The organism is Pseudomonas sp. NFPP07, assembly GCF_900115645.1.
In the GTDB taxonomy this organism is placed as follows: domain Bacteria; phylum Pseudomonadota; class Gammaproteobacteria; order Pseudomonadales; family Pseudomonadaceae; genus Aquipseudomonas; species Aquipseudomonas chlororaphis.
On record NZ_FOXG01000011.1, the window covers coordinates 216,174 to 237,167 of the forward strand.

A 20,994-nucleotide genomic window follows, 5' to 3' on the forward strand; every position below is an offset into this window, starting at 1 on the left:
CGGTCTTTCGCGCCCGTTCTCGAGGAGACAGACATGAGCATCATCAAGAAAGCATCGGCTCACTGGGAAGGCGACCTGAAAACCGGCATTGGCTCGATTTCCACGGAAACCGGGGTACTGCGCGATGCACCTTACGGTTTCAAGGCGCGTTTCGAGGGCGGCAAGGGCACCAACCCGGAAGAGCTGATCGGCGCCGCGCATGCGGGGTGTTTTTCCATGGCCTTCTCGATGATTCTCGGCGAGGCCGGGCTCAAGGCCGACAGCATCGACACCAACGCCGAAGTGACGCTGGACCAGGTCGATGGCGGTTTTGCGATCACCGCGGTGCACCTGATCCTCAAGGCGAAGATTCCCGGCGCCAGCCAGCAGCAGTTCGATGAGCTGAGCAAGAAGGCCAAGGAAGGTTGCCCGGTGTCCAAGGTGCTGAATGCCAGGATCAGCCTGGATGCGACGCTGGTCAGCTGACGGTGTTTTAACCTGCCCTGTCGCTTCGCGAGCCAGCTCGCTCACGCCTTCGAGCCCGTAGGCGCGAACTGGCTCGCGATTGCACTCCTGCCGAAACTCCCGCGCCCGATATGCGCGGCGTCAGAACTCGCTTCATGAAAATGTGGTCGAATAGCCGACTGCAGGCTCAGCCCATGACCATGGGCGCTGCATCAAAGGGAGCTCCATATCATGAAACGTTTTGCCCTGGCAGTTGTTTGTTGCGCGCTGGCCACCTCGGCCCTGGCGGCTCCGAAGGATTGCGAAGAACTCAAGAAAGAGATTGAAATCAAGATCCAGGCCAACGCCGTGCCCTCCTACACCCTGGAGATTGTCAGCAAGGAGGAGGCCGAAAAGCACGACGTGGCCATGGTGGTCGGTACCTGTGAAAACGGCACCAAGGCAATCATCTATCAGCGCAACGACAGCTGATCGTTCAGATCACGCAGTTGACCCTATGGTCTTCGGCCAGCAGCTCACGCTTGGCGTTGTACAGCCGGGCACTGGGAGAGAAACCCAGCGAGCGGGCTTCCAGCAGGTAACGCTGGCCGGCTTCGAAATGGTCGTAGCGCACGCTCAGGTAGCACAGGCGCTCGGCCGGATCGTTCAGCAGGCCGAGGCGCCCGCTGAACACCTCGAAATCGAAACGCACCATCAACTCATGACTGCCCGGGGTGACCTGGAAATAGCGGCCGTCGGTCAGGCGCTGGTTGTCCAGGCGCTCGGCCATCAGCAGCTTGCCGCCCGGCGTCGGGGTGGCGAAATCGACCCAGGCCTGCTGCGGATCCACCGCCGGCAGGGGGCTGGAGCAGGCAACGAGGCCGGTCAGGGCAAGCAGCAGCAAGGGTTGGCGCATGAGGTCGGGCCGTCCGGGGAAAGGCCTCAGCATAGCGCCGATCAGGTGCGCTGGCAGCCCGCCGGTTGGCCGGTACCCACCAGATTGCGCTGCTGGTCATAGAGTCTGGCCCAGGGCCGGAAGCCGATATTGCCGGTCTGCAACTGATAGCGCTGGCCGGCGTTGAAGTCCTTGTATTTCACATTCAGCTGGCAGTCGCGCCACAGCGGTTCGCTGTCCGGGCCGATATTGGTGGGCTCCACGGCGAACTGGTAGCGCACCTTCAGCTCATGGTTGCCGGGCTGTACCTCGAAATATCGGCGGTCCACCCAGGCCTTTTCGTCGACCTCCAGCGCCTGCAGGGCGGTGTCCTGGTGGGTGTCGAGGTCGATCCAGGCTTGCGTCGGATCGGGGGCGGGCAATCCGGCACAGCCGCTCAAGGTCAAGAGTCCGGTGGTCAGCAGCAACACGCGCATAGCGAAACTCCAGGCAGGCGAGATAGTCTTGGGGGCAGACTCTCGAAGGATGATTCGATTTGATTAGGCCGCGTTCAAGCCATGGGTTACTTGATCATCTTTTGCGCTTTTTGTTTCCGGGCTTGCTGCTTTTGTTGCTCAACGGTTGTTCCAGCGTGGGTTACTACGGCCAGCTGGCCAGTGGCCAATGGCAGCTGTTGCAGGCCCGTACGCCGGTCGAGCAGGTCATCGCCGACCCGGCTCGCGACCCGTTATTGCGCGCCCATCTGGCCCAGTCGCAGAAAGCCCGGCTTTTTGCCAGCCAGCACCTGCACCTGCCGGACAACCAGAGCTATCGCCTCTACGCCGACATCGGCCGGCCCTACGTGGTGTGGAATGTATTCAGCACCCCTGAGTTTTCCCTGAGCCCCAAGACCCACTGCTTTCCGATTGCCGGCTGCGTGGCCTATCGCGGCTACTACAGCCAGGGCGCGGCCCGCGGCGAGGCGGCCTTGCAGAAACAGCAGGGCATGGATGTGGCCATCGGCGGGGTGGAGGCCTATTCGACCCTGGGCTGGTTCAACGACCCGATCCTCAGTTCGATGCTGCATTGGGGCGACGAGCGCCTGGCGACCCTGATCTTCCATGAGCTGGCCCATCAGCGCTTTTATGTGAAGGACGACACCGAGTTCAACGAATCCTTCGCCACCTTCGTCGAGCAGGAAGGCACCCGGCAATGGCGCGCGGCCCGCGGCCTGGCGCTGGCCAGCGATGCCCTGGTCAAGCAGAAGGACCAGTTCATCCAGTTGATCCTCGATACCCGCCAACGCCTGGAACGCCTGTATACCCTGCCGCTCCCAGCCGAGCAGATGCGCCAGCGCAAGGCCGCCGAATTCGAACAGCTGCGCCGGGATTACCGACAGCTGAAGGACAGCCAATGGCACGGCGACGCGCGCTACGACTTCTGGATCAACACCCCGCTGAACAATGCCAGGCTGCTGCCTTTTGGCCTGTACGACCAGTGGGTGCCGGCATTCGCCGCCTTGTTCAAGCAGGTGAACGGGGATTGGCCGGCCTTTTACCAGGCCGTGGAGAAGCTCGGCGCGCTGCCGGCTGAAAAGCGCAAGGCGGCGCTGCAAGCACTGATGAACGCCGCCTGAAAAGGACGCCATCGCGGGCAAGCGAGCGTCGAGCAGAAGCCCGCGATGGCCGGTGGTTCAGCGCTGCAGGAACGCCTGATGCAGCTCATCCAGGGTCTGGAAGTGGTAGGCCGGCGCCTCGGCGCTCAGTTCTTCGTGGCTGCCGAAGCCATAACCCACCGCCGCCGCATCCAGCCCGTTACGGCGGGCGCCGATCAGGTCGTGCTTGCGGTCGCCGATCATCAGGGTATCGCTGGGGTCCAGGCCCTCTTCGCTGACCAGGTGGCGGATCAGCTCGACCTTGTCGGTGCGGGTGCCGTCCAGTTCGCTGCCGTAGATCACCTTGAAGTGCCGGGCGAAATCGAAGTGCCGGGCGATCTCGCGGGCGAACACCCATGGCTTGGAGGTCGCGATGTACAGCTGGCGGCCTTGCCCGCCGAGGGTTTCCAGCAGGGGCGTGACGCCGTCGAACACGCGGTTCTCATACAGGCCGGTAACCTTGAAACGCTCGCGGTAGAAATTCACCGCCTCCCAGGCCCTGGCTTCGTCGAAGCCGTAGAACTGCATGAACGCCTGCAGCAGCGGCGGACCGATGAAGTGTTCCAGCTTGCTCAGGTCGGGTTCGTCGATGCCCAGCTTGCCGAGGGCGAACTGGATCGAGCGGGTGATGCCTTCGCGCGGGTCGGTCAGGGTGCCATCGAGGTCGAACAGAACGGTTTGGTAATGCATGTGGATTCCTGGGCAGTGGGTCGGGGCTCAAGCCTGGTCGTAGCCTTCGGCCAGGTGCAGGTCCTTGAGCTTCACGTAGTTGGCGGCGCTGTAGGTGAAGAAGGCACGCTCCTTGTCGGTCAGCGGGCGGGCCTGTTTCACCGGGCTGCCCACGTAGAGGAAGCCGCTTTCCAGGCGTTTGCCCGGCGGTACCAGGCTGCCGGCGCCGACGATCACATCGTCTTCCACCACCGCGCCGTCCATGACGATGCTGCCCATGCCGATCAGCACCCGGCTGCCGACGCTGCAACCGTGCAGCATCACCTTGTGGGCGATGGTCACGTCGTCGCCGATCAGCAGCGGGAAGCCGTCCGGGTTGAAGGGGCCGGCGTGGGTGATGTGCAGCACGCTGCCGTCCTGCACGCTGGTGCGGGCGCCGATGCGGATGCGGTGCATGTCGCCGCGGATCACCGTGAGTGGCCAGACCGAACTGTCGGCACCGATTTCGACGTCGCCGATCACCACCGCCGAGCTGTCGACGAAGGCCCGCGGGCCAAGGATGGGCGTGTGGTTCTGATAGCTGCGAATGGCCAAGTTGGATACCTGCTCTGACATTTATTAATGGGGTCGATAGCTGCGGTGGGCGTCGATTGTAATTAAGATGATGCTACGTTTCTTCCAGCATGTTTCTTCCAGCCAAGGTGCCAACCGTGAGTGTGAACAACCCTCTTCTGCAGCCCTACGACCTGCCGCCGTTTTCGGCGATCCGCGCCGAGCACGTACAGCCGGCCATCGAACAGATCCTGGCTGACAACCGCGCCGCCATCGCTGAAATCCTCAAGAACCAGGGCGCGCAACCGACCTGGGCCGGCCTGGTGCTGGCCATGGACGAACTCAACGACCGCCTGGGCGCGGCCTGGAGCCCGGTCAGCCACCTCAATGCCGTGTGCAACAGCGCCGAATTGCGCGAGGCCTATGAGTCCTGCCTGCCGGCCCTGAGCGCCTACGCTACCGAGCTGGGGCAGAACCGCGAGCTGTTCCAGGCCTTCGAAGCCCTGGCGGGCAGCCCGCAAGCCGCCGGTTTCGACGTGGCGCAGAAAACCATCCTGGAACACTCCCTGCGTGACTTCCGCCTGTCGGGTATCGACCTGCCGCCAGAGCAGCAGAAGCGTTACGCCGAAGTGCAGAGCAAGCTCTCCGAGCTGGGCAGCCGCTTCTCCAACCAGCTGCTCGACGCCACCCAGGCCTGGACCAAGCACGTCACCGACGAAGCGGCCCTGGCCGGCTTGACCGCGTCGGCCAAGGCGCAGATGGCTGCCGCGGCCCAGGCCAAGGACCTGCAAGGCTGGCTGATTACCCTGGAATTCCCCAGCTATTACGCGGTAATGACCTACGCCGAAGACCGCGCGTTGCGCGAAGAAGTCTACGCCGCCTACTGCACCCGCGCGTCGGACCAGGGCCCGAATGCCGGCCAGAACGACAACGGCCCGGTCATGCAGGAAATCCTCGACCTGCGCCAGGAACTGGCCCAACTGCTGGGCTACGCCAACTTCGCCGAGCTGAGCCTGGCCACCAAGATGGCCGAGTCCAGCGACCAGGTGCTGAGCTTCCTGCGGGACCTGGCCAAGCGCAGCAAACCGTTCGCTGCCCAGGACCTGCAACAGCTCAAGGCCTACGCCGCCGAGCAAGGCTGCCCGGACCTGCAAAGCTGGGACAGCGGTTTCTACGGCGAGAAGCTGCGCGAGCAGCGCTACAGCGTGGCCCAGGAAACCCTGCGCGCCTACTTCCCGATCGACAAGGTACTCGGCGGCCTGTTCGCCATCGTCCAGCGCCTGTACGGCATCGAGATCGCCGAACTGAAAGGCTTCGACAGCTGGCACCCGGATGTACGCCTGTTCGAGATCAAGGAAAACGGCCAGCACGTGGGGCGTTTCTTCTTCGACCTGTATGCCCGCGCCAACAAGCGTGGCGGTGCCTGGATGGACGGCGCCCGCGACCGTCGCCGCACCATTGACGGTGTACTGCAAAGCCCGGTGGCCAACCTGGTGTGCAACTTCACCCCGGCCGACAGCGGCAAGCCTGCCCTGCTGACCCACGATGAAGTCACCACCCTGTTCCACGAATTCGGCCATGGCCTGCATCACCTGCTGACCCGCGTCGAACATGCCGGCGTTTCCGGCATCAACGGCGTGGCCTGGGACGCGGTGGAGCTGCCGAGCCAGTTCATGGAGAACTGGTGCTGGGAGCCGGAAGGCCTGGCGCTGATCTCCGGTCACTATGAAACCGGCGAGCCGCTGCCTCAGGACCTGCTGGAAAAAATGCTCGCGGCGAAAAACTTCCAGTCCGGCCTGATGATGGTGCGCCAGCTGGAATTCTCGCTGTTCGACTTCGAACTGCATGCCACCCATGGCGACGGCCGTAGCGTGCTGCAGGTGCTCGAAGGCGTGCGCGACGAGGTCTCGGTGATGCGTCCGCCGGCCTACAACCGCTTCCCCAACAGCTTTGCGCACATCTTCGCCGGCGGTTACGCGGCGGGTTACTACAGCTACAAGTGGGCCGAAGTGCTGTCGGCCGATGCCTTCTCGAAGTTCGAGGAAGAAGGCGTGCTGAATGCCGAGACCGGTCGCGCGTTCCGCGAGGCGATCCTGGCCCGTGGCGGTTCCCTGGAGCCGATGGTGCTGTTCGTCGACTTCCGCGGACGCGCACCGTCGATTGACGCACTCTTGCGCCACAGCGGCCTCACCGAGGACGCAGCGGCATGAGCGAGGGGCCAGTGAAGACGAAAAAACGCTTTATCGCCGGGGCGGTCTGCCCGGCGTGCAGCGAGCAGGACAAGTTGATGATGTGGAGCGAAGACGACGTTCCCCATCGCGAGTGCGTGGCCTGCGGTTATTCCGACACCCTGAATGAACAGGGGCTGTCGGTGCCCAAGGAACTGGGCACGCGGGTCAACACCACGGCCCTCAAGGCGCCGGATGCCAAGGTCCAGTCGGTGCAGTTTTTCCCCAACCCCAAGTTGAAGAAAAAGACCGACGAACCCAAGTAGCTCTGTAGGTGTAGGAGCGAGCTTGCTCGCGATAGCGGCGTATCAGACACACTGCTATCGCGAGCAAGCTCGCTCCTACAGTGACCGCATCGCCCTTTCCCTTGCTCAATTCGCCGGCTTGCTGAAGCTCACTGTCTCGAACCAGCTTTTCACCGAACAGGTGGCGAACACGCTGGTGCTGCAATCGCCATTGGCCAGGGCAGTGCGCAATTTGTCGACATCGGCCTGCATCATGTAGCGAATGCCGTCCTTGAAGTGGGAACTGTCGCCAAACCCGCCTCCGGTCATTTCATTCAGCGCCTCCTCCTTGCTCCAACCCTGGACCACCACCCGATACATCGCCGACATCAGGCCGGTGCGATCCGAGCCGTGCTTGCAGTGCATCAGCACCGGGCCCTCGCTTTCGGCGTTCTGGATCGCGCGCAAGGCCGCCAGCACATCGGCGTCGTCGACGTGATTGGTCCGGTAAGGCAGCTGCACCTGCTTGATTGCCGGGGCCTGCAGCCAGCTGGCGTCGGACTCTGGCAGGAAGTTGATCACCGTGCCCACCTTGAGCTTTTCCAGCAAAGGCACGGCGCCGCTGTCCGGCAAGGCGCTGCGGTAGAGCGTCGGCGACATCTGGTACAGGTTGTAGTGGGTTTCCACCGGCTGGGCCCACTGGGCCGGGCGGGTCGCGCCGGTTTCGGCGGCCTGGGCCTGGGGCCAGGCAAGCAGCGTCAGCAGGAACAGGCAGAAGGCGGGAAGGGTAGGAAAGTTGTGCATGCGCAAGGCCGTGACCGGAAATGGTGATGGATGGAGCCTAGCTTCCATCCGGGCCGGTCAACGGCCTGTGAGGCGCTCGTCAAAGAAACGTGAAGCCGCTGCGATAGAGGTTTTTTCTCGGCAATCGCGACTTTTTTGCAATGCAAACGATTTATTCGAATGCTTAGCCTGCTACCATTTGTAACCAAAGTTTGCTGAACTGTGTTTCCCCGGCGCTTCCAATCGCCGCCAGAACGACAAGCCACGCCATGACGCGGCTGCCCAACCCGTGAATGCCTAGTGTGAGGTGCACCCCCATGTCTGATCACGATCAAGACAACCCGCGGCGTGAGTTTCTGCGCAAATCCCTGACCTTGATCCCGGTGGTCACGGTCGCCAGTACCGGTCTTGGCAGCTCGATGCTGATGGCCGCCCCCGAAGCGCCCAAGCCGGTGGAGCCGGCCCGAACCCCGGTCAGCACCGAGGCTTACCAGCCGACCTATTTCACCGCCGAAGAGTGGGCCTTTGTCCAGGCCGCGGTAGAGCGCCTGATCCCGGCCGACGAACAAGGCCCGGGCGCCCTGGAAGCCGGCGTGCCGGAATACATCGACCGACAGATGAACACCCCCTACGCCGCGGGTGCCCTGTGGTACATGCAAGGCCCGTTCAACGCCGACGCCGCGCCGGAGATGGGCTGGCAGAGCAAACTGGTGCCCAAGGAGATCTATCGCCTGGGCATTGCCGCGACGGATGCATGGTCGAAAGCCTTCAACGGTAAAACATTTGCCGCGCAAGACAGCGCTACCCGAGACGATTTGCTCAAGCAGCTCGAAGCGGGAAAACCTCCATTCGACAGCGTTCCGCCGAAGATTTTCTTCAACCTTTTGCTGCAAAACACCAAGGAAGGGTTCTTCTGCGACCCGATCCACGGCGGCAATAAAGGCATGGTCGGCTGGACGTTGATCGGCTTCCCCGGCGCTCGCGCCGATTTCATGGACTGGGTGGAACGCAACGAGCAATACCCTTTCCCGGCAGTGTCGATTCGCGGCGAGAGGGCTTGAGCATGGCAACGGTAATGAAGAAGGTCGACGCGGTGATCGTCGGGTTTGGCTGGACCGGCGCGATCATGGCCAAGGAGCTGACCGAGGCCGGGCTCAACGTGCTGGCGCTGGAGCGCGGGCCGATGCAGGACACCTACCCGGACGGCAACTACCCGCAGGTGATCGACGAACTCACCTACAGCGTGCGCAAGAAGCTCTTCCAGGACATCTCCCGGGAGACGGTGACCATTCGCCACAGCGTCAACGACGTGGCCCTGCCGAACCGCCAGCTGGGCGCGTTCCTGCCGGGCAACGGCGTCGGCGGCGCCGGCCTGCACTGGTCCGGCGTGCATTTTCGCGCCGACCCGATCGAGTTGCGCATGCGCAGCCACTATGAAGAACGCTACGGCAAGAACTTCATCCCCAAGGACATGACCATCCAGGACTTCGGCGTCACCTACGAAGAACTGGAGCCGTTCTTCGACTACGCGGAAAAAGTCTTCGGCACCTCGGGCCAGGCCTGGACCGTGAAAGGCCAGCTGGTCGGTGAAGGCAAGGGCGGCAACCCTTACGCGCCGGACCGTTCGGAGCATTTCCCGCTGGAGTCGCAGAAGAACACCTACTCCGCCCAGCTGTTCCAGAAAGCCGCCGGCGAAGTCGGCTACAAGCCCTACAACCTGCCGTCGGCCAACACCTCGGGGCCGTACACCAACCCCTATGGCGCGCAAATGGGGCCGTGCAACTTCTGCGGGTTCTGCAGCGGCTACGTCTGCTACATGTACTCCAAGGCTTCGCCGAACGTGAACATCCTGCCGGCCCTCAAGCCGTTGCCGAATTTCGAGCTGCGCCCCAACTCCCACGTGCTCAAGGTCAACCTCGACAGCACCAAGACCCGCGCGACCGGCGTTACCTACGTCGATGGCCAGGGCCGGGAGATCGAGCAGCCGGCGGACCTGGTGATCCTCGGCGCCTTCCAGTTCCATAACGTGCGCCTGATGCTGTTGTCCGGCATCGGCAAGCCGTACGACCCGATCACTGGCGAAGGCGTGGTGGGCAAGAACTTCGCCTACCAGAACATGGCCACCATCAAGGCCTACTTCGACAAGGACGTGCACACCAACAACTTCATCGGCGCCGGCGGCAATGGCGTGGCGGTGGACGACTTCAACGCCGACAACTTCGACCACGGCCCCCACGGCTTCGTCGGCGGTTCGCCGTTCTGGGTCAACCAGGCCGGCAGCCGGCCGATCGCCGGCACCTCCAACCCGCCGGGCACCCCGGCCTGGGGCAGCGCCTGGAAGAAGGCCACCGCCGACTACTACACCCATCAGGTGTCGATGGACGCCCACGGTGCCCACCAGTCCTACCGCGGCAACTACCTCGACCTCGACCCGGTGTACCGCGACGCCTACGGCCTGCCGCTGCTGCGCATGACCTTCGACTGGCAGGAAAACGACATCAAGATGAACCGCTTCATGGTCGAGAAGATGGGCAAGATCGCCGAGGCGATGAACCCCAAGGCCATCGCGGTGCTGGGCAAGAAGGTCGGCGAGCACTTCAACACCGCGTCCTACCAGACCACCCACCTCAACGGTGGCGCGATCATGGGCACCGATCCGAAAACCAGTGCCTTGAACCGTTACCTGCAGAGCTGGGACGTGCACAACGTGTTCGTCCCGGGCGCTTCGGCCTTCCCCCAGGGCCTGGGCTACAACCCGACCGGCCTGGTGGCCGCGTTGACCTACTGGTCGGCCCGCGCGATCCGCGAGCAGTACCTGAAGAACCCCGGCCCGCTGGTCCAGGCATAAGGAGCGATGACCATGAAAACCCTCGTTATCGCGACCCTGGCGCTGCTTGGCAGCGCTTCCCTCTGCGCCGCCGAAACCGATCGGCAAGCCTTGATCAAGCAGGGCGAATACCTGGCCCGTGCCGGTGACTGCGTGGCCTGCCATACCGCCAAGGACGGCAAGCCGTTCGCCGGCGGCCTGCCGATGGAAACCCCGATCGGCACGATCTATTCCACCAACATCACCCCGGACAAGACCGGCATCGGCGAGTACAGCTTCGACGACTTCGACAAGGCCGTGCGCCATGGCGTGGCCAAGAACGGCAGCAGCCTGTACCCGGCCATGCCCTACCCGTCCTATGCGCGGGTCAGCGACGCCGACATGCAGGCGCTGTATGCCTACTTCATGCAAGGCGTGGCGCCGGTGGTCCAGGAGAACCGCGACAGCGACATCCCCTGGCCGCTGAGCATGCGCTGGCCGCTGGCCGGCTGGCGCTGGATGTTCGCGCCAAGCGTGGCGGGCCAACAAGGCAGCGGCCAGGCGCAGGCTGCGCAAGACCCGGTGGTCAGCCGCGGTGCTTACCTGGTGGAAGGCCTCGGCCATTGTGGCGCCTGTCACACGCCGCGCGCCCTGACCATGCAGGAGAAAGCCCTGAGCGCCAGCGAAGGCAGCGACTTCCTGGCCGGCAGTGCGCCGCTGGAAGGCTGGATCGCCAAGAGCCTGCGCGGTGACCACAAGGACGGCCTCGGCAGCTGGAGCGAAGAGCAGTTGGTGCAGTTCCTCAAGACCGGTCGCAGCGACCGCGGCGCGGTGTTCGGCGGCATGAGCGACGTGGTGGTGCACAGCATGCAGTACATGTCCGCGGACGACCTGACGGCCATCGCCCGTTACCTCAAGTCGCTGCCGGCGGTGGACGCCAACGACCAGCCGCACCAGTACGACAAGGCGGTGGCCGAGGCGTTGTGGAAAGGTGACGACAGCAAGCCGGGGGCGGCGGTGTACATCGACAACTGCGCGGCGTGCCACCGTACCGACGGCCATGGCTATACCCGGGTGTTCCCGGCGCTGGCGGGCAACCCGGTGCTGCAAAGCGCCGATGCCACGTCCTTGATCCACATCGTGCTCAAGGGCGGTACCTTGCCGGCGACCCATACCGCGCCATCGACCTTCACCATGCCGGCCTTCGCCTGGCGCCTGTCGGACCAGGAGGTGGCCGATGTGGTCAACTTCATCCGCACCAGCTGGGGTAACCAGGGTTCCGAGGTGAAGGCCGCGGATGTGGCGGGACTGCGCAAGGGCGACCTGCAAAGCACCTCGAACGACGACCTGGGGCAGGTGACGAAGCACAGCGGCGGCTGATCGACCGCTATGCAATCAGCGCCAACGGCGTGCTCCGCCCGACGGCGCTTTGCAACAGCTCAAACCTCTATTACTGTATATAAATACAGTAATAGAGTGCCTGCCCATGTCCAGCCCCCTGCCCCCACGCGGCCGTGGCACCGCGACCAACCCGCACAACCGTTTTGCGCCCCAGCGCTCGGTGGCCTTCGACGACGGCTGGTACCAGGAAGCCCCGCTGACCCAGGGCACCGAGGTGCGCCTTGAGACGGCGAAATCCATCATTACCCGCAACAGCTCGCCGGACCTACCCTTCGACCGCTCCATCAACCCCTATCGCGGTTGCGAGCACGGCTGCATCTATTGTTATGCGCGGCCCAGCCACGCCTATTGGGACCTGTCGCCGGGGCTGGACTTCGAGACCAAGTTGATCGCCAAGACCAATGCCGCGGCGATGCTCGAACAGCAGCTGTCCAAGCCCGGCTACCAGTGCGCGCCAATCAACCTGGGGTCCAACACCGACCCCTACCAGCCCATCGAACGGGAGCACCAGCTGACCCGGCGGACCCTGGAGGTGCTGCTGCGCTACCGGCATCCGGTGACCATTGTCACCAAGGGCTCGCTGATCCTGCGCGACCTCGACCTGTTGGCCGAACTGGCCGAGCAGCGGCTGGTGGCGGTGATGATCAGCCTGACCACCCTGGACGACGAGCTCAAGCGCATCCTCGAACCCCGGGCGGCGGCGCCCAAGGCGCGGTTGCGGGCGATCCGGGTGATGCGCGAGGCGGGGATTCCCGTGGGCGTGCTGTGTTCGCCGATGATTCCGATGATCAACGACAGCGAGCTGGAAAGCCTGCTCGCCGAGGCCCATGCCGCGGGCGCGCAAAGCGCCGCCTACATGATGCTGCGCCTGCCCCTGGAAGTGGCGCCGCTGTTCGAGGAATGGCTCAACGCCCACTATCCGCAGCGGGCGGCCCATGTCCTGAGCCTGATCCGCCAGTGTCGCGGCGGCGAGCTGTACGACAGCCGTTTTGGTGCACGGATGCGCGGCGAAGGCCCCTTCGCGGCCCTGCTGGCGCAGCGTTTCGCCAAGGCCAGCAAACGCCTGGGGCTCGATCGGCGCGAAGGCTACAACCTCGACTGCACGGCGTTCTGTCCGCCGGGAGGGCAGATGTCGTTGCTCTAGGATGTATTGGCCTATGGTGGAGTAGTGCCGATGCACCGCCGTCTCTACGCTGGTCACCTTTTTGCATCGCCAATAGTGGCGTTTTAGAGCGGCCGGTTCAGTTTGAGTTAAGTTTGGAAGGCTACCTTGTTCACCAAGTGACCGATGGGTCGCTGTCAGCGGGCTGGTTGTTTTTTAATCAATCGCTGGCGTCGTGCCGGATAAAACTGGAAAATTCACCTAATCCGTCAAAAGAGGATGAATCATGAGTGACAAGGATAAACAGCCGTTGGCTGCGTCGGCTTCAGCGTCCCCGGAGGTCGCCGAAAGCGCCGATGCAGCGCTGCAGATAATCGTTGACGGCTTTTTGCATTTTCATCACGAGGTCTTCCCACAGCAGGAAGAACTGTTCAAGAAACTCGCCACGGCCCAGCGGCCGCGGGCGATGTTCATTGCCTGCGCGGATTCGCGCATCGTCCCCGAACTGATTACCCAGAGCGCCCCGGGCGACCTGTTCGTGACCCGCAACGTCGGTAACGTGGTACCGCCTTACGGGCAGATGAACGGCGGGGTGTCCACGGCCATCGAATACGCGGTCATGGCCCTGGGTGTGCACCACATCATCGTTTGCGGCCATTCCGACTGCGGCGCCATGCGCGCGGTGCTCAACCCGCAGAGCCTGGAAAAGATGCCGACGGTCAAAGCCTGGCTGCGCCACGCCGAAGTGGCCAAGACCATGGTCCAGGAGAACTGCGACTGCGCCGACGAGAACGCCAGCATGCATGTGCTGACCGAAGAGAACGTCATCGCCCAGTTGCAGCATTTGCGCACCCACCCTTCGGTGGCTTCGCGCATGGCCAACGGCCAGTTGTTTATCCATGGCTGGGTGTACAACATCGAAACCAGCGAAATCAAAGCCTACGACGCGGATCAAGGGTGTTTCCTGCCGTTGGACGGACGCCATCCGATCCCGGTTGCGACGCCTAAAGCGCGCTTCTAAATCCTCCTAAATCCCAGTGGGGTTCAGCCATGACTGCCGTCTGCGCGGTCAGGCTTTGCCACGCCTGAAGAAAGCTTCGGGAGAATCATCATGCGTGCAGCACAATTGAAAGCTGTTTTGCCACGGGAGCTGCTCGCTTCCGTGGTGGTGTTTCTGGTGGCCCTGCCCTTGTGCATGGGTATCGCCATCGCTTCCGGCATGCCGCCGGCCAAGGGGTTGATCACCGGGATCATCGGTGGCCTGGTGGTGGGCTGGCTGGCCGGCTCGCCCTTGCAGGTCAGCGGTCCGGCCGCGGGGCTGGCGGTCCTGGTGTTCGAGCTGGTGCGCCAGCACGGTATCGCCATGCTCGGGCCGATCCTGCTGCTGGCGGGTTTCCTGCAACTGGTGGCTGGACGCCTGCGCCTGGGTTGCTGGTTTCGGGTCACGGCGCCGGCGGTGGTCTACGGCATGCTTGCCGGGATCGGGGTGTTGATCGTGCTCTCCCAGGTGCACGTGATGCTCGACGCCCAGCCCCAGGCGTCCGGCCTGGATAACCTCGCGGGCTTCCCCGAGGCGGTGGCCCAGGCCTTGCCCAGCCTGGGCGGCGGCTTTGGCTGGCAGGCCGGGCTGCTCGGCCTGTCGACCATGGCGGTGATGTTCCTGTGGGAAAAACTGCGCCCGCATTCGCTGCGCTTCATCCCCGGTGCCCTGCTGGGCGTCGGCCTGGCGACCTTTGCCAGCCTGGCCCTGGCGCTGCAGGTCAAGCGGGTCGAGGTGCCGGAAAACCTTGCCGAGGCGATCGACTGGCTGCGGCCGGCCGACCTGCTCAACCTGGCGGACCCGACACTGCTGATCGCGGCCTTTGCCGTGGCCTTTATCGCCAGCGCCGAAACCCTGCTGTCCGCGGCCGCGGTGGATCGCATGCACAGCGGTACGCGCTCGGATTTCGACCGTGAACTATCGGCGCAAGGGATCGGCAACATGCTCTGCGGGTTGCTCGGCGCCCTGCCGATGACCGGGGTGATCGTGCGCAGCTCGGCCAACGTCCAGGCGGGCGCGACCACGCGGCTGTCGGCGATCTTCCACGGTTTGTGGCTGCTGGCGTTCGTGCTGTTGCTGTCCAGCGTGCTGCAAAGCATTCCGGTGGCCAGCCTGGCGGGCGTGCTGGTGTACACCGGGTTCAAGCTGGTGGACCTCAAGTCGTTCCGCAAGCTGGGTCGTTATGGGCCGATGCCGATGCTGACCTACGGCGTGACCGCGCTGGCGATTGTCTTCACCGACCTGCTGACCGGTGTACTGATCGGTTTTGGCCTGACCCTGGTGAAGCTGGCCTGGGGCGCTTCGCGGCTGAAGATCAGCCTGGTGGACCTGCCGACCGAAGGCGAAATGGAGCTGCGCCTGGTGGGTGCCGCGACCTTCCTCAAGGTGCCGGCCCTGACCCAGGCGCTGGGCAGCATCCCAGCGGGCACCACCGTGCATGTGCCGCTCAATAACCTGGGCTACATCGACCATGCCTGCCTGGAGCTGCTCGAGGAGTGGGGGCGGGCCAATGCGGCCAAGGGCTCGAAGCTGGTGATCGAGTCGCGCGGGTTGAAGCGCCGCCTGGAGGGGCGCTTGCACACCAACGTCGGCGTGAGCCCGGCCTCGAAGCTGGAGGCCAAAGGCCTGAGCCGGGCGTAAGTCTGTAGCCCTGTAGCCGCTGCCGAAGGCTGCGATAAGGTCCGAAGGGCCTTCAGCGTCGGTGATATCGCTGCGACCGTGCCGGTCGATCGCAGCCTGCGGCAGCGGCTACAGGGCCGCCCCCTGCAATCATCAGGCAGCCGGCTGGTCGAGTTCCAGTTCCACGCCCAGTTGGCGCGACAGGCACGGCCAGCGTTTCCAGGCGGCATCGGTGTCGGGGCTGTTGAGCTTTTCCCGGTAGGCCTCGACCGACTCCAGGGCGAAGCTCTCTTCGTCGAGCATCGCGTCGACCGCATGGTGCACCGCTTCGTCCAGCTGGTTGGCGAAGATTTCGCCGATCAACTGGTGGGCGATCAGGTTGGCCACCGTGGTGTCCAGGGGAATCAGCGGCTGGCCGAAATGCGTGATGTACAGGTCGTTGACCTCCTCCACCAGGCGATGGGCCAGATAGGCTTCGTCCAGCAGACTGTCCAGGCCTTCGTGGCCGGCCATGATGGCGGGCGGCTGGAGAAAGAACTGCTCGGCGATCTTCAGCACCGGCTTGATCTGCGACTCGATGCCGGCTTCGCGCGCGACTTCGTTGGCGGCGTCCAGCAGGTCGGGAACCTGATCGATATAAGCGGCGACAAAACGGGTCATCACCCCCTGGGCGTCCACTTCGGGGAGCTGGATGGCGGGGTGCAGGTGTGGCAATTGGGTTTCCAGCTGGCGGCGCAATTGCCCGGTGCCGGACTCATGTTGATGGGCTCGTTGGATCTGCTCGCGCAATGCGGCGGTGTTCATGAATACTCCAGGAAACAAGGGCAATTAATTAGGGAAGACATAAGTTAGCCTGCTCACGAAATCGCTTAAGACGTATTTTTCATAATTATTTCATGGTTAGTCGTCTGGGTTATATCGCTTCGCCATCATTGATCCCCTATCCCTTTCCAACCGTGGCCTATAAGGCAGCGGCAAACTGTTTCAGTGGATTTACGGCACCGCGTTGCGAGGTCGAGGTCGCTGTCTATACTCGGGTCTGAATGAAGTTAGCTGATGACGCCCGACTGCATGCGCAGCGAAGGCTCGGCGGTTTAAGTTCGTAGTCTAGGCAGCCGCTCCCTTGGCCGCAGGTGCAAGCCGGCGGGATAACAAGAACGATAAGGGGAACCCGCAATGATGCGACATCCACAAGTCTGGATGGGCCTCCTGTTGTGGTCGGTATTCAGCCAGGCGCATGGCGCCTGGACCGTGAATATGGCGCCTGGAGCGACTGATATAAGTCACGCGGTATTCGACCTGCACATGACCATCTTCTGGATCTGTGTGGTGATCGGCGTCATTGTCTTTGGCGCCATGTTCTGGTCGATGATCCTGCACCGCCGCTCCACCGGCCAGGTGGCCGCCAAGTTCCACGAAAGCACGACGGTGGAAATCCTCTGGACCGTGGTGCCGCTGCTGATCCTGGTGGCCATGGCCGTTCCCGCCACCGCGACCCTGATCAAGATGTACGACGCCAGCGAACCGGATGTGGACATCCAGATCACTGGCTATCAGTGGAAGTGGCACTACAAATACCTGGGTCAGGACGTCGAGTTCTTCAGCAACCTGACCACTCCCGCCGACCAGATTCATAACCAGAGCGCCAAGGGCGAGCATTATCTGCTGGAAGTCGATCAGCCGCTGGTGCTGCCGATCGGCGCCAAGGTGCGCTTTCTGGTGACCTCCGCCGACGTCATCCATTCCTGGTGGGTCCCGGCCTTCGCGGTCAAGCGCGATGCGATCCCCGGTTTCGTCAACGAAGCCTGGACCCGGGTCGACAAGCCCGGCCTGTATCGCGGCCAGTGCGCCGAACTGTGCGGCAAGGACCATGGCTTTATGCCGATCGTGGTCGACGTGAAGACCCAGGCCGACTACGACACTTGGCTGGGCGAACGCAAGGCCGAAGCCCTCAAGCTCAAGGAACTGACCAGCAAGGAATGGACCCTCGAAGAGCTGGTGGCCCGTGGCGACAAGGTTTACCACACCACCTGCGTGGCCTGTCACCAGGCCGAAGGCCAGGGCCTGCCGCCGATGTTCCCGGCGCTCAAGGGCTCGAAGATCGCCACCGGGCCGGTGGCGGATCACTTGAATATCGTCTTCCACGGCAAGCCCGGCACCGCCATGGCGGCGTTCGGCAAGCAGTTGTCGGAAGTCGACCTGGCAGCGGTGGTCACCTACGAACGTAACGCCTGGGGCAACAACAAGGGCGACATGGTGACGCCCAAGGATGTCCTGGCTCTGAAACAGGCGCAAAGCAAATGACCCGGTCCATTGCGTGTTCCCGCAGCCGATCAGGGCGTGCCGCCCTCGATCGTCCAGCCCACCCGTTTACAGGAGACAGGCCATGAACGCTGTGAGCGACGAACAGGGTCATGCCATCGTTGGCGATCACGACCACACCCACGGCCCCGCCAAGGGCCTGATGCGCTGGGTGCTGACCACCAACCACAAGGACATCGGCACCCTGTACCTGTGGTTCGCCTTCTCCATGTTCCTGCTCGGCGGCTCGTTCGCCATGGTGATCCGCGCCGAGCTGTTCCAGCCCGGCCTGCAGATCGTGCAGCCGGAATTCTTCAACCAGATGACCACCATGCATGGCCTGGTGATGGTCTTCGGCGCGGTGATGCCGGCCTTCGTCGGCCTGGCCAACTGGATGATCCCGCTGATGGTCGGCGCGCCGGACATGGCCCTGCCACGGATGAACAACTTCAGTTTCTGGTTGCTGCCGGCGGCGTTCCTGCTGCTGGTCTCGACCCTGTTCATGCCCGGTGGCGGACCCAACTTCGGCTGGACCTTCTACGCCCCGCTGTCCACCACCTACGCGCCGGAAAGCGTGACCTTCTTCATTTTCGCCATCCACCTGATGGGCATCAGCTCGATCATGGGCGCGATCAACGTGATCGCCACCATCCTCAACCTGCGTGCTCCCGGCATGACCCTGATGAAGATGCCGCTGTTCGTCTGGACCTGGCTGATCACCGCGTTCCTGCTGATCGCGGTGATGCCGGTGCTGGCTGGCTGCGTGACCATGATGCTGATGGACATCCACTTCGGCACCAGCTTCTTCAGCGCCGCCGGTGGCGGCGATCCGGTGCTGTTCCAGCATGTGTTCTGGTTCTTCGGTCACCCCGAGGTGTACATCATGATCCTGCCGGCCTTCGGCGCCGTCAGTGCGATCATCCCGGCCTTCTCGCGCAAGCCGCTGTTCGGCTACACCTCGATGGTCTACGCCACGGCGAGTATCGCCTTCCTGTCGTTCATCGTCTGGGCGCACCACATGTTCGTGGTCGGCATTCCGCTGGTGGGCGAGCTGTTCTTCATGTACGCCACGATGCTTATCGCGGTGCCGACCGGGGTCAAGGTCTTCAACTGGGTCAGCACCATGTGGCAGGGCTCGCTGACCTTCGAGACGCCGATGCTGTTCGCCGTGGCCTTCGTGATCCTGTTCACCATCGGCGGCTTCTCCGGGCTGATGCTGGCCATCGCCCCGGCGGACTTCCAGTACCAGGACACCTATTTTGTGGTCGCGCACTTCCACTATGTGCTGGTGCCGGGCGCGATCTTCGGCATCTTCGCCTCGGCCTATTACTGGCTGCCGAAGTGGACCGGGCACATGTACGACGAAACCCTGGGCAAGCTGCACTTCTGGCTGTCCTTCATCGGCATGAACATGGCGTTCTTCCCGATGCATTTCGTTGGCCTGGCGGGGATGCCGCGGCGGATCCCGGACTACAACCTGCAGTTCGCCGATTTCAACATGGTGTCGTCCATCGGCGCGTTCACCTTCGGCGCGACGCAGATCTTCTTCCTGTTCATCGTCATCAAGTGCATCCGTGGCGGCCAACCCGCGCCGGCCAAGCCCTGGGACGGTGCCGAAGGGCTGGAGTGGAGCGTGCCGTCGCCGGCGCCATACCACACCTTCACCACGCCGCCGGAAGTGAAATGAACAGCCTGGTGCTCTGCCAACTGATCTCCTCCTGTAGGAGCGAGCTTGCTCGCGATAGCCACGAAGTGGCGTTCCATCAGCCACATCGTGTCATCGTTGGTGATTTTTTCGCGAGCGATCGAGCGTCGACCGGCTGCTCCTACAGGGGGCGCGCTCATGGCTGAGATCTCGATGAAGAAGCTGGTCACCCGCCTGTTGCTGGTGGTGGCGGCGATGTTCGTCTTCGGTTTTGCCCTGGTGCCGATCTACGACGTGATGTGCAAGGCGCTGGGCATCAACGGCAAGACCGGCGGGCAGTACTCCGGCGAGCAGCAAGTGGATGTCTCGCGCCAGGTGCGGGTGCAGTTCCTGTCGACCAACGCGATCGACATGGTCTGGGACTTCTATCCCAAGGCCGACGACATCGTGGTTCATCCAGGCGCGGTGAACGAGATGATCTTCATCGCCCGCAACCCCAGCGACCGTCCGATGAGCGCCCAGGCGATCCCGAGCATTTCGCCGAGCAGCGCCGCGATGTATTTCCACAAGACCGAATGCTTCTGTTTCACCCAGCAAGTGCTGCAGCCCGGTCAGCAGATCGAGATGCCGGTACGTTTCATCGTTGACCGCGACATGCCCAAGGATGTGAAGCACCTGACGCTGGCTTACACGCTGTTCGATATCACCGCGCGTCATCCACCGGTGGCCGTGAGCACCAACACCGGCGGTTAAGACGGTGCCCGATAAGGAGAACAATAAATGGCAACTCATGAGCATTATTACGTTCCCGCCCAGAGCAAGTGGCCGATCATCGCCACGGTGGGCATGTTCGTTACGGTGTTCGGCCTGGCCACCTGGTTCAACGACCTCAAGGCCGCGCGCCCGGAATCCCATGGCCCGCTGATTTTCTTCGTCGGGAGCCTGTTGCTGGCCTACATGCTGTTCGGCTGGTTCGGCGCGGTGATCAAGGAAAGTCGCGCCGGCCTGTACAGCGCCCAGCTGGATCGCTCGTTCCGCTGGGGCATGAGCTGGTTCATCTTTTCCGAAGTGATGTTCTTCATCGCCTTCTTCGGCGCGCTGTTCTACGTGCGCCAGATCACCGGCCCGGCCCTGGGCGGCGAAGGCAGCAAGGGCATCGCGCACATGCTTTGGCCGAACTTCGAGTTCGTCTGGCCATTGCTCGAAAACCCCGATTCCAAGCTGTTCCCGCCGCCCAAGGAAGTCATCAGCCCCTGGGGCCTGCCGCTGCTCAACACCGTGCTGCTGGTGAGTTCCAGCGTCACCGTGACCATCGCTCACCACGCCCTGAAGAACGGCCATCGCGGCGCGCTGAAGATCTGGCTGGCGATCACCGTGCTGCTGGGCTGTGCGTTTCTCGGCTTCCAGGCCGAGGAATACCTGCACGCCTACCACGAGCTGGGGCTGACCCTGGGTTCGGGCATCTACGGCGCCACCTTTTTCATGCTCACGGGTTTTCACGGTGCCCACGTGACCATCGGCACGGTGATCCTGTTCGTGATGCTGATGCGCATCATGAAGGGGCACTTCGACGCCGAGCATCAGTTCGGTTTCGAGGCGGCCAGCTGGTATTGGCACTTCGTCGATGTGGTGTGGATCGGCTTGTTTGTCTTCGTCTACGTGCTCTGAGCGCG

At 63.2% G+C, this 20,994-nt stretch carries 21 protein-coding genes; 15 read left to right on the plus strand and 6 right to left on the minus strand.

Features of this window, described 5'->3' with window-relative positions:
• Positions 1-33 precede the first annotated feature (33 nt).
• Positions 34-465, plus strand: a complete 432-nt coding sequence (locus BM019_RS26460) for an OsmC family protein (protein WP_009041500.1) — start codon at positions 34-36, stop codon at positions 463-465.
• Between the two features lie 210 nt (positions 466-675).
• A complete protein-coding gene (locus BM019_RS26465) occupies positions 676-915 on the plus strand; it encodes a DUF1161 domain-containing protein (protein WP_009041501.1) in 240 nt (79 codons plus the stop codon).
• A 4-nt stretch (positions 916-919) separates the two neighbouring features.
• On the opposite strand, the gene BM019_RS26470 is transcribed toward BM019_RS26465, so the two are convergent.
• Positions 920-1,339 (minus strand): PA0061/PA0062 family lipoprotein, encoded by a 420-nt coding sequence (locus BM019_RS26470; RefSeq protein WP_009041502.1) that lies wholly within the window; start codon positions 1,337-1,339, stop codon positions 920-922.
• A gap of 41 nt (positions 1,340-1,380) precedes the next feature.
• Positions 1,381-1,794: a PA0061/PA0062 family lipoprotein gene (locus BM019_RS26475; protein ID WP_092421541.1), complete on the minus strand. Its 414-nt coding sequence runs from the start codon at positions 1,792-1,794 to the stop codon at positions 1,381-1,383.
• Positions 1,795-1,853: 59 nt separating this feature from the next.
• Here BM019_RS26475 and BM019_RS26480 point away from each other — a divergent pair, with 59 nt between their 5' ends.
• Complete coding sequence (locus tag BM019_RS26480; protein WP_092421544.1) at positions 1,854-2,933, plus strand: aminopeptidase; 1,080 nt, start codon at positions 1,854-1,856, stop codon at positions 2,931-2,933.
• Positions 2,934-2,990: 57 nt separating this feature from the next.
• Here BM019_RS26480 and BM019_RS26485 read toward each other — a convergent pair whose 3' ends face one another.
• Together BM019_RS26485 and BM019_RS26490 are read right to left on the minus strand one after the other, a co-directional pair.
• Positions 2,991-3,641 carry an HAD family hydrolase gene (locus BM019_RS26485; RefSeq protein ID WP_009041505.1) on the minus strand — a complete coding sequence of 217 codons (651 nt, stop codon included), beginning with the start codon at positions 3,639-3,641 and terminating at the stop codon, positions 2,991-2,993.
• 27 nt (positions 3,642-3,668) lie between these two features.
• Positions 3,669-4,214 (minus strand): gamma carbonic anhydrase family protein, encoded by a 546-nt coding sequence (locus BM019_RS26490; protein ID WP_025806838.1) that lies wholly within the window; start codon positions 4,212-4,214, stop codon positions 3,669-3,671.
• 89 nt (positions 4,215-4,303) lie between these two features.
• On the opposite strand from BM019_RS26490, the gene prlC reads away from it, so the two are divergent.
• On the plus strand, positions 4,304-6,382 hold the full coding sequence (gene prlC, locus BM019_RS26495; protein WP_175510741.1) for an oligopeptidase A: 2,079 nt from the start codon (positions 4,304-4,306) through the stop codon (positions 6,380-6,382).
• Positions 6,379-6,666, plus strand: a complete 288-nt coding sequence (locus tag BM019_RS26500; protein WP_007926162.1) for a YheV family putative zinc ribbon protein — start codon at positions 6,379-6,381, stop codon at positions 6,664-6,666. Before prlC ends, BM019_RS26500 begins: the two co-directional genes overlap by 4 nt.
• Before the next feature lie 105 nt (positions 6,667-6,771).
• Here BM019_RS26500 and BM019_RS26505 read toward each other — a convergent pair whose 3' ends face one another.
• Positions 6,772-7,428, minus strand: a complete 657-nt coding sequence (locus BM019_RS26505) for a phosphatase domain-containing protein (RefSeq protein WP_092421549.1) — start codon at positions 7,426-7,428, stop codon at positions 6,772-6,774.
• 296 nt (positions 7,429-7,724) lie between these two features.
• Between BM019_RS26505 and BM019_RS26510 the strand changes: the two genes are divergently transcribed.
• From BM019_RS26510 to BM019_RS26535, 6 genes are all read left to right on the plus strand, one after another.
• A complete protein-coding gene (locus BM019_RS26510; RefSeq protein ID WP_009041509.1) occupies positions 7,725-8,468 on the plus strand; it encodes a gluconate 2-dehydrogenase subunit 3 family protein in 744 nt (247 codons plus the stop codon).
• Between the two features lie 2 nt (positions 8,469-8,470).
• Positions 8,471-10,255 carry a GMC family oxidoreductase gene (locus BM019_RS26515; protein ID WP_007924329.1) on the plus strand — a complete coding sequence of 595 codons (1,785 nt, stop codon included), beginning with the start codon at positions 8,471-8,473 and terminating at the stop codon, positions 10,253-10,255.
• Positions 10,256-10,267: 12 nt separating this feature from the next.
• On the plus strand, positions 10,268-11,593 hold the full coding sequence (locus tag BM019_RS26520) for a cytochrome c (protein ID WP_092421552.1): 1,326 nt from the start codon (positions 10,268-10,270) through the stop codon (positions 11,591-11,593).
• A gap of 106 nt (positions 11,594-11,699) precedes the next feature.
• On the plus strand, positions 11,700-12,758 hold the full coding sequence (locus BM019_RS26525) for a PA0069 family radical SAM protein (RefSeq protein ID WP_009041511.1): 1,059 nt from the start codon (positions 11,700-11,702) through the stop codon (positions 12,756-12,758).
• Between the two features lie 244 nt (positions 12,759-13,002).
• The gene (locus BM019_RS26530) at positions 13,003-13,737 is read left to right on the plus strand and encodes a carbonic anhydrase (RefSeq protein WP_007924326.1); all 735 of its coding nucleotides are present in this window, start codon (positions 13,003-13,005) and stop codon (positions 13,735-13,737) included.
• 90 nt (positions 13,738-13,827) lie between these two features.
• Complete coding sequence (locus BM019_RS26535; protein ID WP_092421555.1) at positions 13,828-15,396, plus strand: SulP family inorganic anion transporter; 1,569 nt, start codon at positions 13,828-13,830, stop codon at positions 15,394-15,396.
• Positions 15,397-15,528: 132 nt separating this feature from the next.
• Here BM019_RS26535 and BM019_RS26540 read toward each other — a convergent pair whose 3' ends face one another.
• Positions 15,529-16,179 (minus strand): hypothetical protein, encoded by a 651-nt coding sequence (locus tag BM019_RS26540; RefSeq protein ID WP_092421558.1) that lies wholly within the window; start codon positions 16,177-16,179, stop codon positions 15,529-15,531.
• A gap of 372 nt (positions 16,180-16,551) precedes the next feature.
• Here BM019_RS26540 and coxB point away from each other — a divergent pair, with 372 nt between their 5' ends.
• The 4 genes from coxB (at position 16,552) to BM019_RS26560 (ending at position 20,989) form a co-directional block, all read left to right on the plus strand.
• Positions 16,552-17,679, plus strand: coding sequence for a cytochrome c oxidase subunit II (gene coxB / locus BM019_RS26545; protein ID WP_009041513.1), 1,128 nt, complete (start codon positions 16,552-16,554; stop codon positions 17,677-17,679).
• Between the two features lie 82 nt (positions 17,680-17,761).
• Positions 17,762-19,363: a cytochrome c oxidase subunit I gene (ctaD, locus tag BM019_RS26550; protein ID WP_009041514.1), complete on the plus strand. Its 1,602-nt coding sequence runs from the start codon at positions 17,762-17,764 to the stop codon at positions 19,361-19,363.
• Between the two features lie 156 nt (positions 19,364-19,519).
• Positions 19,520-20,074, plus strand: coding sequence for a cytochrome c oxidase assembly protein (locus BM019_RS26555; protein WP_009046265.1), 555 nt, complete (start codon positions 19,520-19,522; stop codon positions 20,072-20,074).
• 27 nt (positions 20,075-20,101) lie between these two features.
• Positions 20,102-20,989, plus strand: coding sequence for a cytochrome c oxidase subunit 3 (locus BM019_RS26560; RefSeq protein ID WP_092421561.1), 888 nt, complete (start codon positions 20,102-20,104; stop codon positions 20,987-20,989).
• The last annotated feature ends 5 nt before the right edge of the window (positions 20,990-20,994 follow it).